At 54.5% G+C, this 12,910-nt stretch carries 11 protein-coding genes; 2 read left to right on the top strand and 9 right to left on the bottom strand.

Annotated features, from left to right (window positions below; genetic code table 11):
* Positions 1-24: 24 nt before the first annotated feature.
* The 7 genes from arcA to BHK98_RS10665 form a co-directional block, all read right to left on the bottom strand.
* A complete protein-coding gene (gene arcA / locus BHK98_RS10695) occupies positions 25-1,245 on the bottom strand; it encodes an arginine deiminase (protein ID WP_075714146.1) in 1,221 nt (406 codons plus the stop codon).
* A 50-nt stretch (positions 1,246-1,295) separates the two neighbouring features.
* Positions 1,296-2,291 (bottom strand): ornithine carbamoyltransferase, encoded by a 996-nt coding sequence (gene argF / locus BHK98_RS10690; protein WP_075714144.1) that lies wholly within the window; start codon positions 2,289-2,291, stop codon positions 1,296-1,298.
* A 149-nt stretch (positions 2,292-2,440) separates the two neighbouring features.
* Positions 2,441-3,925 carry an aminotransferase-like domain-containing protein gene (locus tag BHK98_RS10685; RefSeq protein ID WP_075714142.1) on the bottom strand — a complete coding sequence of 495 codons (1,485 nt, stop codon included), beginning with the start codon at positions 3,923-3,925 and terminating at the stop codon, positions 2,441-2,443.
* Positions 3,906-5,096: a THUMP domain-containing class I SAM-dependent RNA methyltransferase gene (locus BHK98_RS10680; RefSeq protein WP_083628257.1), complete on the bottom strand. Its 1,191-nt coding sequence runs from the start codon at positions 5,094-5,096 to the stop codon at positions 3,906-3,908. The genes BHK98_RS10685 and BHK98_RS10680 overlap by 20 nt, the downstream gene beginning before the upstream one ends.
* 52 nt (positions 5,097-5,148) lie before the next feature.
* Positions 5,149-6,498 (bottom strand): sensor histidine kinase, encoded by a 1,350-nt coding sequence (locus BHK98_RS10675; RefSeq protein WP_075714138.1) that lies wholly within the window; start codon positions 6,496-6,498, stop codon positions 5,149-5,151.
* Positions 6,495-7,172, bottom strand: coding sequence for a winged helix-turn-helix domain-containing protein (locus BHK98_RS10670; protein ID WP_075714136.1), 678 nt, complete (start codon positions 7,170-7,172; stop codon positions 6,495-6,497). Before BHK98_RS10670 ends, BHK98_RS10675 begins: the two co-directional genes overlap by 4 nt.
* A gap of 231 nt (positions 7,173-7,403) precedes the next feature.
* Complete coding sequence (locus BHK98_RS10665; protein ID WP_075714134.1) at positions 7,404-8,996, bottom strand: CTP synthase; 1,593 nt, start codon at positions 8,994-8,996, stop codon at positions 7,404-7,406.
* Between the two features lie 492 nt (positions 8,997-9,488).
* On the opposite strand from BHK98_RS10665, the gene mscL reads away from it, so the two are divergent.
* A complete protein-coding gene (gene mscL / locus BHK98_RS10655) occupies positions 9,489-9,908 on the top strand; it encodes a large conductance mechanosensitive channel protein MscL (RefSeq protein WP_075714130.1) in 420 nt (139 codons plus the stop codon).
* Positions 9,909-10,079: 171 nt separating this feature from the next.
* Here mscL and BHK98_RS10650 read toward each other — a convergent pair whose 3' ends face one another.
* Positions 10,080-11,198 (bottom strand): HutD/Ves family protein, encoded by a 1,119-nt coding sequence (locus BHK98_RS10650; protein ID WP_075714128.1) that lies wholly within the window; start codon positions 11,196-11,198, stop codon positions 10,080-10,082.
* 142 nt (positions 11,199-11,340) lie between these two features.
* Between BHK98_RS10650 and BHK98_RS10645 the strand changes: the two genes are divergently transcribed.
* Positions 11,341-11,751, top strand: coding sequence for a C-GCAxxG-C-C family protein (locus BHK98_RS10645; protein ID WP_075714126.1), 411 nt, complete (start codon positions 11,341-11,343; stop codon positions 11,749-11,751).
* A gap of 85 nt (positions 11,752-11,836) precedes the next feature.
* Here BHK98_RS10645 and BHK98_RS10640 read toward each other — a convergent pair whose 3' ends face one another.
* The gene (locus BHK98_RS10640; protein ID WP_075714124.1) at positions 11,837-12,895 is read right to left on the bottom strand and encodes a radical SAM/SPASM domain-containing protein; all 1,059 of its coding nucleotides are present in this window, start codon (positions 12,893-12,895) and stop codon (positions 11,837-11,839) included.
* Between the last annotated feature and the right edge of the window lie 15 nt (positions 12,896-12,910).

Genomic DNA, 12,910 nt, shown 5'->3' with positions numbered 1-12,910 from the left:
TATCTCTTAATAAATCTACATCAGTTACAGATCATCTCTGTTGACCGGGCAGGACATGCAGCGCGGGCCGCCTCTTCCTCTGGAAAGCTCCGAGCTCGGAATGGTCAGAACCTTGATTCCCTTCTTGTCCAGCAGGTCATTTGTTACATAATTTCTCTCATAGGTCACAACCGTTCCCGGCGCAATGCACAGCGTATTGGAGCCGTCGTTCCACTGCTCTCTCTGCGCGGCCATGGCGTCGTTCCCGCCGCAGCGGATCAGTTCCACCGCGGGAACCTTCAGAACGCGGGCCAGAAGGTGACTCAGCTCGTCCGTCACAGACTCGAAATGAGCCTTCCCCTCCGCATTGAGCGTGATCTCAAACAGCTGGAGCGGGCCCTCGATTTCCGGATGAATGGTGAACTTGTCGAAATCCACCATCGTGAAAACCGTATCAAGGTGCATGAACGCTCTGCTCTTGGGAATGTCAAACACGATCACCCTCTTGAACGTGGATTTATGCAGAACATTCTCTGCGAAGCGCTCGATTCCCAGCGCCGTCGTTCTCTGCGAGAGACCGATGGCAACCGTCTCCGAATTCAGCACCAGCACGTCTCCGCCTTCGATGGAGGCCGGATCGTCATAATCGTACCAGAGCTGCGATCCCTCCGGAGCAAAGTCCTTGTTATACATGAACATATACTTCAGCAGCAGAGATTCACGTCTCCGGGTCACCGTGCTCATGTGATGCACGTTCAGACCGTTTCCGACACAGGCGCCCGGGTCTCTGGTGAAATACAGATTCGGCATCGGATCCATATAGAACGGATACGAGGACGAAATCAGATCCGCCAGAGTCCTGGACTCCACATTCGGAATATCTGTTTTTCTGACGCCGGCGATGATTTTGGCGACCATTTCTCTCTCCGGCATCCGGATCAGGTAATCATAGATCGCCTCCCTGATGCCCTCTGAATTCAGATCGCTCTCGTCAAGGATGTCGTTAAGAAACGCCTTTTTTACCTCAGGATCCCTGATCGCCTTCGCTGTCTCGTCAACATAATAGATGACTTCTACGCCGTTATCGCGCAGCACCTGCGCAAACCTGTCGTGCTCCTGCTCCGCAACCTTCAAATACGGAATATCGTCGAACAACAGTCTCGCGAAGTTGTCCGGCACCAGGCCTTCCACTTCGTGTCCGATCCGGTGAAGCAGAACCTTGTTCAGCTTCCCGATCTCCGAGAAATTGTGAATTCCGGGATACATATTTTTCTCCTTCCTGATTCCGCGTAAGTAATACGCACCCGTTACGATTCTTATGCGATGGTCGCGACGATAACCGCCTTGATCGTATGCATTCTGTTTTCCGCCTCGTCAAACACGACAGAATTTCTGCTCAGGAACACCTCGTCGGTCACCTCGCGGATGTCATATCCCAGCTCTTTCTGATCCTTCGCCATCGTGGTGTCGAAGTCATGGAAGCTCGGCAGACAATGCATGAAGATCACGTCCGGATTTCCGGTCTTGTCCAGGAATTCTCTGGTCACCTTGAACGGGGTCAGCAGTCTGACTCTCTCCGGAATCTGATCCTCTTCACCCATGGAAGCCCAGATGTCAGTGTAGATCACGTCGGCGCCCGCCAGGCAGGACTCGTCGCTGCTTACGCTGATGCTCGCTCCGGTCTCCTCGGCAACCTTCTGCGCTCTCGCCAGAACATCCTTGTCAACCTCAGCGGCCAGTTCCTTCGGTCCGAATGCGACGAACTCCATGCCCATCTTGGCACAGCCGTACATCCACGCATACGCCATGTTGTTTCTGACGTCGCCGACAAAGACAACCTTGACCTTGTTCAGCGGCTTCGCCACATGCTCCTCGATGGTGAGCATATCCGCCAGGATCTGCGTCGGGTGGTCGACGTCAGTCAGGCCGTTCCAGACCGGTACGCCAGCGTTCTCCGCCAGCTCTTCCACAACACTCTGCTTGAATCCTCTGTACTCGATTCCGTCATAGAATCTGCCCAGAACCTTGGCGGTATCCGCGATGGTTTCCTTCTTTCCCATCTGGGAAGACTTGCTGTCCAGGAACGTGACGCCTGCGCCCTCGTCCATTGCGGCAACCTCGAACGCACATCTGGTTCTGGTGGAAGTCTTCTCGAACAGGAGAACAATGTTCTTGCCCTTCAGCACCTGATTGCAGATGCCGGCTCTCTTCTTGGCCTTCAGATCATGAGCCAGATCCAGCATGTAACGGATCTCAGCCGGTGTGAAGTCCATCAGTGTCAGAAAATGTCTTCCCTTAAGATTAACTGCCATAATAATTCTCCTTTTTCATTTAAGTGTACATCGATAATTAACTGTCAATTTTGATATTTCCATCTTACAATATTTCGTTTTCATAAAAAAGTACCAGTGCTTAACCATTTTTAAGTACCAGTACCTGTGTCGCCCCGAACCGTTGAAAATCATGGATTTTCTCCGGAAATTTCTTTGTATGTTTTTTTGATGACCCGCACCAGGCGGTCCATTCCTTCCGTCAGCCATTCCGCAGATTCATAGGAATAATTCAGGCGGATAAACTCCTTGCCACCTCTCCGGGTCGGATAGAACACTTCCCCGGGAACGACGGCGACATCACAGCGTGACGCCTCCTCTGCCACTCTCCGTCCGCTGAGCCCCGGCGGCAGCCTGACCCAGATATATACGCCCCCTCTGGGCTTGATGTACCGGACGTCGATATCGGAGAGCCGGTCAAGCATGGCGCACATGATATCACGGTTCCGACGGCTGTGATCCGCTATTTCTCTGCATTTCCTCTGATAAGTTCCGTTTTTCAGATTCCGCGCCAGCAGCTTCTGTGTAATCCATCCGATGGAGACGATGTGAATGGAGACCAGGTAGCTCAGGGCGCGCACCAGCTTTTCATCCGCGACGACAAAGGCCAGCGTCATGCCGGGAACAAAGGTCAGCGAGAACGAATAAATATATATCACATTGCTGCAGCGATCCATCGACTTGATCGGCGGAGTCGGCCGATCCTCGAAATACATCTCCGATCCCGCATCGTCCTCCACAATAGGAATCCGGTACCGGTTGGAAAGCTCCAGCAGCTTCCGGCGGCGCTCCAGACTCAGAATATTTCCCGTCGGATCCTGGTAACTGGAATTCACATAAATAAACTTCGGCTTCTTTGTTTCAATCAGCGGCTCAAGCTGCTCCACCACCATGCCGTCCAGATCCACCGGAACCGTAAAGAACTCGCAGCCGGACAGTGCAATCATCCTGTACACGTCCGGCGAGCAGGGCTCTTCAATGAACACGCAGTCCCCCGGCTCCGTCATCGCGGTGATGATATAATCCAGCGCCTGATTGGTTTCCTTCAGCACCTGAATCTGGCGGAGCCCCGCCTCGATGCCCTTTGTACGCACATAATCCTGCAGCCGCCTCAGCAGCTCGCCGTCCCCCTGATACGTCGCCGAGTAGGCCGGAAGCAGCTGATTTTCATTCATAATCGCAACAATATCGTCTGCGATCTCCTCCTCCGGATAAACAAAGGGCGGCATCCCCGCCGAAAGCGAAATTCCCTTCCCCGTCGAAAAGCGCTGGAAAATATCGTCATAGAGTTCCTCCATGTCCAGATATTCATCCTTGATCACGTGACTCCAGTTCACCGGCCGCTGCTCCTCCGCCGTCAGCGGGCGATCCTCCGGAAGACTGTAGCAGACCGAGTAGCCCTTCCCCCGATCCGAACGCACCAGCCCCATGTCCTTGAGATCCGCATAGGCCCGAATCACCGTATTCCGGTGAACTCCCAGCTGCTCCGCCAGCTTCCGCTCCGACGGCAGCACCGCCCCGTCCAGAATGTTTCCCGCAAGGATCATGCGCTTCAGCTGACTTTCAATCTGAAGATAGAGAGGAATCTTTCTCTTTTTATTGATCTCGATCCTCAAGATGTTCTCCCCGCCTTTCTCCCGGGCTGCGCCGGGCGGCCTTTCCCGGTTTTTCCCCGTGGAACTGATAATAGCAGACCTCCATCCGTCCGTTGAAGAGCTTCCGCCGGCGATCCGCCTTCCTTCCGAAGAGATTTCTCTCCGCGGATTTGTCCGCAGTGACGAGGAACAAAGACCAGGTCGGGCGCGTTCGGAAGAACGCCTGCAGCGCCCGGTAGATCCTCCGGATCTCGCGGTCGTCTCCGATTCTCCGTCCGTAGGGCGGATTAGTGATCATGACTCCGCCCTCTTCATTGCACTGCAGCTGCGCCGCATCCATCTGCCGGAAGACGATACAATCGTCCACCCCGGCCTTTTCTGCGTTCGCCCTCGCCGCGGAGATCGCCCTCCGGTCGATGTCTCCCGCCAGAATTTTCAGCTCCACATCGCTGCGGATGGCCTTAAACGCCTCTCTTCGCTCTTCCTTCCAGACCTCAGCCGGAATCAGCTCCCAGCCCTCCGAGGCAAACCCCCGGGAGATCCCGGGCGCAATGTTCCTGCCGATCAGCGCAGCCTCTATGGGAATCGTTCCCGAACCGCAGCAGGGATCCGCCAGAACCCTTTCCGGATTCCAGAAGGACAGCTGCACCAGCGCCGCCGCCAGCGTTTCCTTGATGGGTGCGGCCACGTCCGAGGTCCGGTAGCCTCTCTTATGCAGGCCGACGCCGCTGGTATCCACCGTCAGCTGCGCCCGGTCCTTCATCATTCCGATTTTAATCCGGTATTCCGCTCCCGTCTCCGGCAGCTGGTCCATACAGTAGCATTCCCCCAGCCGCCGGGCGACCGCCTTCTTGACGATGCTCTGGCAGGCGGGGACACTGTGAAGCCGCGATTTCACCGAGGTTCCGATCACCGTGAACCTTCCGTCCGGCGGAATCAGCTGTTCCCAGGGCAGCCCGCCGGTCTGCTGAAAGAGCTCCTCGAACGTAACGGCGCTGAATTCACCCATCAAAAGAAGCAGCCGATCCGCACAGCGCAGCCACAGGTTGCACCGCGCGATCGCCCGCTCGTCTCCCCAGAACATGACATGACCGTTCTCCGTACTGATGATGTCATATCCCAACGCCTGTATTTCTCTCTTCACGACGGCTTCCAGGCCGAACGTCGCCGTCGCAATCAGTTTAAGTCTCATCACACTTCTCCGCGCATTCTTCAGAAAACGGAGGCGAAGCCTCCGCGGCCGGTCAGAACAGCACGGTGATTTCGGTTCCTTCTCCCAGCCTGCTCTGGATCCGGATATCCGCGTTATGGTACGCGGCGCCGTGCCTCACGATCGAAAGGCCGAGGCCGGTGCCGCCGATCTCCTTGGAATGACTTTTGTTCACGCGATAAAACCGCTCGAACACCCGGTCCAGATCCTCCTGCGGAATCCCGATGCCCGTGTCCTTCACGCAGATATACGGCCGGCCCTCCGCCATCCCGGTGGAAACCCGGACCGTCCCGCCCTTCTTATTATATTTTATCGCATTATCACACAGGTTGTAAACGATTTCTTCTATAATCTGGTAGACTCCGTCCACATGGACATGCTTTCCGCTGAGATCCACCTTCACGTCCATTCCCTTCGCGGCGGCGTTCAGAGTATACAGCACCTCCTCCGCGACACCGTAAAGATCCAGCCGTTCCTTCTTCGCCGTAATCTGATTCTCATCCAGCTGAGAAAGCTTGATAATATCGTCCACCAGAACGATCAGCCTCTGCGCCTCCTCATAAATGCGTCCGGCAAACTTCTCCACATCCTCAGGACGGACGATTCCGTTCTTCATAATCTCGGCAAATCCGGAAATCGATGTCAGGGGCGTTTTCAATTCATGCGAAACATTTGCGGTAAACTCCTTGCGGAACTCCGCTTCCCGCGTTTTCTCATCCACATCGCCCCGCAGCTTGTCAATTCTCTGATTCAGCATGTCATTCTGCTCTTCTATGCGGACGAGCAGCGGCTCCAGCTCCGGATATGTCATATTCTCTGTCGGGGCATCCAGATCAATCTCGTTGATCGGCTTAACGATACGACGGGAAATCCGCGACGCCAGAAGCAGTGACGTCATGATCGTCAGGAGCAGCACCAGCAGAATCGGTTTCATCAGCCGCAGCAGCAGCGTCAGCAGGGTGAACTGCGTGATGGATACCCTGAGCACTCTCCCGTCCTCCATCCGCACCGCGCTGTATGAAGTCTTCTCAGAAAGGGTCTTGGAATACCGGGTATCCGATCCGTATCCGGTTTTCATCGCCTCCTTCACCTCCGGACGCGACGCGTGGTTCGGCAGTTTAGACGCATCGACGCTTGTGTCGTAGATGACCTTGCCCGACCTGGCGATATATGTGATCCGGTACCGCTTATCCACCTTCAGGTCGGAAAAATATCCCGATCCGGTGTGCCGGATGGCCGCGGCCACCAGATACGCCTCGTTCTGCAGACTCTTCTCATATTCCTTGGAATACTGTGTATAAAGCGCACTGAAAATCAGGACCATACTGGCGACCAGCACCAGCAGGGCCACGCTGAAAATCCCGTAAAAGATCCGGTTCCTCATTTCGCCGTTTCCTCCATGCGATATCCGATCCCGCGCACCGTCTGAATCTGATGCCCCGCTTCGCCCAGCTTCTGCCGCAGAGAACGGATATGGACGTCCACCGTCCGGCTCTCGCCGTCAAAGGCGTAGCCCCAGATCTTTGTCAGCAGCTGATCCCGGGTAAACACGATTCCTTTGTTCTCCACCAGAAGCTCCAGAAGCTCAAACTCCTTCCGGGTCAGCACAACATCCCGGCCCTTCACCGTCACCGTATGACGCGCCAGTGAGACAGAAATGTCGCCAGCCGTATATTCCTCATCACCCGTAGAGGGCTGCGTCCGCCGGAGAAGCGCCTTGATCCTCGCAATCAGTTCCATCATGCCGAAGGGCTTGGGCAGGTAGTCGTCCGCTCCGTAGTCCAGACCGATCACCTTGTCATATTCCGTGCCCCGGGCCGTCAGCATCATGATCGGCACCTTCGCGGTGCGGGGCAGTGCCCGCAGTTTTTTCAGCATGTCAAGGCCGCTCTCCTCCGGGAGCATGATATCTAACAAAATGAGGTCCGGCGTTTCCTCCTCCAGTCCCTTCCAGAATTCCGAGGGACGGCTGAAGCCGCGGGCTTCAAATCCTTCATTTGTTAAAGTATAGGTCACCAGTTCCCTGATGCTCCCATCGTCTTCTACAAGATAAATCATAGTTTCCATCCTTCCTGCCACAAGTGTACTATGATATCAGAAAAAAAGCCATCTTTCCGATGTAAAATTGATGTAAAATCCATGTAAACATCAACTGCATGTGAAGCACGGCCGCCGCGGCGATGCGGAAGCATACATTCTCCGGCATTTCAGAGCCGCGGCAGAACGTTTCAGCGATGCAGCCGAGCATGCACCCGCTGCTTCAGAGCCGCGGCAGGACATATACACTCGCTACTTCAACGCCGCCCGGATGAACTCGCGGAACAGAGGATGCGCGTCATTGGGGCGGGATTTGAATTCCGGATGATACTGAACGGCCACAAAGAATTTCCGGTCCGGAAGCTCCACCGCCTCCACCAGTCTGCCGTCGGGAGAGGTTCCGGAAATCACCAGACCCGCCTTTGTCATCTCCTCCCGGTAGAGATTGTTGAATTCGTAACGGTGCCGGTGTCTCTCCGCGATCTCCGCCTTCCCGTAGGCCTCCCGCAGCTTTGTATTCTCGCCGACCACACACGGGTAGGCTCCCAGCCTCATAGTCCCGCCCTTTGGGATATTCCCCTGCTGGTCCGGCATCAGATCGATGACATTATGCGCGCCTCCCGGCGTGAATTCACCGGAGCCGGCGTCTTTGTATCCCAGCACATCGCGGGCGAATTCAATGACTGCGGTCTGCATGCCGAGACATATTCCGAGATACGGGATATCATTTTCTCTGGCGTATTTCGCCGCCTGAATCTTGCCTTCAATTCCCCGGTCTCCGAAACCTCCCGGCACCAGAATGCCGTCCAGCGCGCCAAGCAGTTTCTCTGCCGTCTCCTCCGTCACACTCTCCGCTTCAATCCATTCGATTTCTACATTCGTCCCGTTTTCGTATCCGCCGTGCCGCAGTGCCTCCGCCACGGACAGATACGCATCGTGGAGCTTGACATACTTTCCGATCAGGCCTATCCGCACTTCCTTTTCCCGATTATGTACGCGGTCGAGCATTTTCATCCAGTCCTCCATCTCACAGGGACCCGCGTTGATTCCCAGCTCGCGGCAGACGATCCAGCTGAACCGGGAACGCTCCAGCATGACAGGCGCTTCATAGAGCACCGGCAGTGTGATATTCTGAATCACACAGTCTTTTTTGACATTGCAGAACAGCGAAATCTTCTCTACGATCGACTGATCGATGGTCTCGTTGGCGCGGAGCACGATAATATCCGGAGAAATCCCCAGACTCCGGAGCTCCTTGACCGAATGCTGGGTGGGCTTGGATTTGTGCTCGCCGGAGCTCTGCAGGTACGGCACCAGCGTCACATGAATGAACAGAGAATTCTCTTTCCCGACCTCCAGAGACACCTGGCGGATTGCCTCCAGAAACGGCTGACTTTCAATATCTCCGACGGTTCCGCCGATCTCTGTGATGATGACATCCGCGTCTGAATGGCGTCCCACTTCGTAAATAAACGATTTAATCTCATCAGTGATATGCGGGATCACCTGCACCGTGCTCCCCAGAAAATCGCCGTTACGTTCTTTGTTCAAGACGTTCCAGTACACCTTGCCCGTGGTGAGATTGCTGAACCGGTTCAGGTTCTCGTCGATAAACCGCTCATAATGCCCCAGGTCCAGATCGGTCTCCGCGCCGTCCTCTGTCACAAATACCTCCCCGTGCTGATACGGACTCATGGTCCCAGGGTCAATGTTGATGTAGGGATCCAGCTTCTGCGCGGCCACCTTCAGTCCTCTGGATTTCAGCAGGCGGCCCAGGGACGCCGCCGTGATGCCTTTTCCCAGTCCTGAAACTACGCCTCCGGTCACAAAAATATACTTTTTCATACTCACTCCTTCCATAGGGTTCCGCTTCTGATAAAACAAAAAACAAGGCGGAAAGCCCTGAGGAGTGAGTAGGAGATATAAGATCCCGCCGACTCTCGCCTCGCCATCCTGTCCTTGTATTTTCTGCAAAAAATATTACTGGAATATTATACAACAGCCGGCAGCAAAAATCCATGAATTTTTCTCTCTTTCAGCGAAATTTTTCTCTCTTTCAGCAAAAATTTCCGGCAGGTTCTCAGGCAGATTTCGATTCGACAGGCAATAAAAGTTCTTTCTTTTTTCAGAAAAACAATGTATAGTATACAATAAGTGATGTCAAGTGATGCCGGAGGCGCCGCGGCGCACAGCAATCCGATGGAAGGGTGCGCCGGCAGACATCTGACGCCCGTGCTCCGGCTCCGTACATTTCCGGTGCCTGCACAACAGTCGTCCGGCAATTACCGAAGCAGAACGATATTGAAGCTAATGTATTCAGGACAGGAGGAAATTTTAATGAAAACATTTTTAAAGGAATTTAAAGAATTTGCCATGCAGGGCAATGTGATGGACATGGCTGTCGGCATTATCATCGGCGGTGCGTTTACAGCCATCGTCAACTCACTGGTCAACGACATCCTGAACCCTCTGCTGGGTCTGGTCGTCGGAAAGGATTTTTCCCGTCTGACCGCCGACATCGGCGACGTGCACTTTGCATACGGGAATTTCATCATGGCGGTGATCAACTTTATTCTCATCGCTCTGGTGCTGTTCTGCATTATCCGCGCTCTGAACAAGCTCGGCAGTCTCCGGAAGGCGCCGGAGGAGGAAGCCGCGCCGGCCACCAGAATCTGCCCCTACTGCAAGAGTGAAATTCCGGCAGACGCCACCAGGTGCCCCCACTGCACCTCCGAACTCGGTGCAGAAACCGCCTGAGTTCCGGCCCGGAATATCTGCGCTCCGGCAGCCGGCGGGTCCGAACTCCGCCGGAGCGTATACACCGCTTCTCCGGCGGGCTGCGGACTGCCCCCCGCTTCCCGGTCTTCGGCCGCAAACCTGGCCCGCCGCGGAAGCGCTTTTTTTGTTTCAGCCTGTTCGCAAATGTTTTCAGAATTTTTTACTGCTGAGGTCGTCCAGCCGGTTCCCGTCTTCATCGTATTCCGCGGTCCCGCTGAATTTATATCTGTTCAGGATTCTGGTCACGCGTTCGTTGGTGTTCATCTGTTTTTCCCTCAGCTCTCTCTCATAAGGCGTCAGCCTGCTGACATCCTTGATATGCGCCGCGACCGGCTTAGGCACCGCAAGAAAATACACGGCCGGCGCCACCAGCAGAGAATACAGTAGGAACCAGACAACGAAAGCCGCAATCCAGAGAATCGGCGAATGAAAGCGACCCGCTCCCAGAAAACCCACCAGAGCAATTCCTGCGAAAAACAGAATGTCCGCGATGGCAAACCGGTTGACCGCACGGATACCCTTCTGCAGTTCCTCATCATACCATACGCTTTTCAGCCGTTTATTCGTATACTTCGAGAAGCGGTATTGCGTGTTGGCGATAAAGATACACTGGCGGAAATCCTCTGCCGTCGCCGGTTTTTTTTCGATCCGGGTCGGTCCGAAGCTTCCTTCCTCGTAGTTATACCAGATACTGCACCGGATCAGATGACCCTCTCCCATGACGGACAGCCGCAGAGATTCCCGCCGGTCATAATCGATTACCAGCTGTTCTCCCTCCTTCAGCATTACCATCGTTCCGCTGATATCGACAGTTGCATATCCGTCCCTGCAATAGAACGCCTGCGTTCCCATGGCGTACTGTTCTTTGTCCTCCACGGTCAGCGTCCGGTTCTCTTCAGAAAGCGCTATAACCTCCACGCTGCCTTCGTTCCCCTTGCGCACCATCAGATTATAGTCGGTGATCGCCCCGAAGCTCTTTGTTCTATACGCGCCGTCAAAGGCGTCCTGCTCCAGTTCCCGCAGCCGGGCCGACCGGACATTTTCATGAGCCAGAACCACACTGCCGGACAGCACCACCAGAACCCGGTTGAAATCCGGCAGCCTGGAGAATACCGACTCCTCCTTTTCGCAGGTGGCCGTTGACAGTCTCCAGACAAAATTACGCTCCAGATATTCGCTGTCCTGCGGCCAAATCGCCAGCTGCGTCGTCGTTCCGCCTGTCCAGCGGGAAGTTCTGAAATCCTCTGTTTTCAACACCTGATACTTCATGATTCACACATCCTCAATGCTAATTTCTATATGCACTGATTATATCACACAGCGCTGTATCCTTGCAATCCGTGCTTTGCTGCGGTATACTGAAACCGGCCGGTTTCCGCCGGTCATCCAAGGACAAAGGAGAATACGCTATATGAACAGAAAAGAACTCGCCGCAAGGCTTCACAAACAGGGCTTCAACTGTGCGCAGGCCGTCGCCTGCTCCTACTGCAATGTTATGGGCACTGACCCGAGACAGGTGTTCCGTATGGCAGAGCCCTTCGGACTCGGCATGGGCAGCATGGGCACCTGCGGCGCGGTCAGCGCGATGGCCATGGTAATCGGAATGAAAATTTCCGACGGAGATATGGATCACCCGAAAACCAAACGCGAATGCTACCAGATGATGAAGGAAGCGACAGAGGCTTTCCTGAACAAAAACAGGTCCATCGTCTGTCGGCAGCTGAAAGGCGTGGACACCGGCGAACCCCTCCGCAGCTGCGACGGCTGCATTCAGGACGCGGTAGAGATTCTGGACCGTCTCCTGCTGGGCATTGAGGCGTAGAGGGCGGAGTCCATAAACAGTCTGATAACAAAGAAACGCGGCGGCCCGGGGATTTCCCTCCGGCCGCCGCATCTATTCCTGCCGTCTACCGGTTCAGCACGCACTGAACATTTTTATCGTGAAATTTCATGAACAGCGGCGACTGAAGACACTCCACCAGACTTTTCTCTCGCACATTGCTGTCAGACTCCCGATAGAAGAAACACGCCTCCACATCGCCGGTGGCGCTGATGCTGCAGTAATATCTTCCGCCGGCGACACATCCCCCGGTAATGGTAGAATCCTTGCAGAAGTTGATCGTCATGATCGGTTTCTTCTTGCGATATTCCACAATCCGGTCATAGACGCGGTCCTTTCCGGCCGGCGCGGCGGAAAAGAACAGACACAGCTTGACGCCGTATTCGATCATTTTGTCGAAAAAATCCTCCCGGTCAAAACGTTCCTGACTCTCTTCATCATAAGTGCAGGACACGCAGTATGGAAGCTTCTTGCGATGAAGGATTTCCGCGGTCTCAGCCAGTTTCTGATCCTCCGGCGTACCGGAGACCTCCACAGCGACGATCAGATTCTTCACACGCAGCATCTCATCGGCGAATGCCTCTGTAATTCCCATACCGTCCGTAAACATCAGAAATTCGCACTCATAATGCTTATTGCACAGGGCGATGATTTCTTCAGGGTACTTCAGCGGTTCCTCACCCTCAATGAAAAACATAAAGGTTCCGAGCGCCTTTGCCTGTTCGATCACATCATCCCATTCGTCGAAGTCCAGATACCGGCGGTCGCCGCTCCCGTTGATGTTCAGCGCGATGACCCAGGGAATATTGCATCCGTATTTCTCTCTGTTCTCATTCGCCTGCGGCGCCGCAAGCGCATTGGCGTTGATCAGCATGTTCTCAAAGATCGTTTTCCGCACATCGTCGTCGATATCACTCCACAGACTGATCAGCAGATTATACCAGTTCCCGTCCTTCCGGGTCACGATATCCCTGATGACGTCCCTCTGCACGGAAAGAACATCCTTCGGCGCATATGTATCAAACCAGTCCAGAAGCTTGGGAAGATTCGCCTCCGGATTCCTGTCCAGAAACTCATAGGCCTTCATCAGCCCCAGTTTCTTGATTTCATTTCCAACTGCACTCATTTTTATCCTTCTCCT

It is taken from the genome of Hornefia porci (assembly GCF_001940235.1).
GTDB lineage: Bacteria > Bacillota > Clostridia > Peptostreptococcales > Anaerovoracaceae > Aminicella > Aminicella porci.
This window is presented reverse-complemented; position numbering and strand designations above follow the sequence as displayed.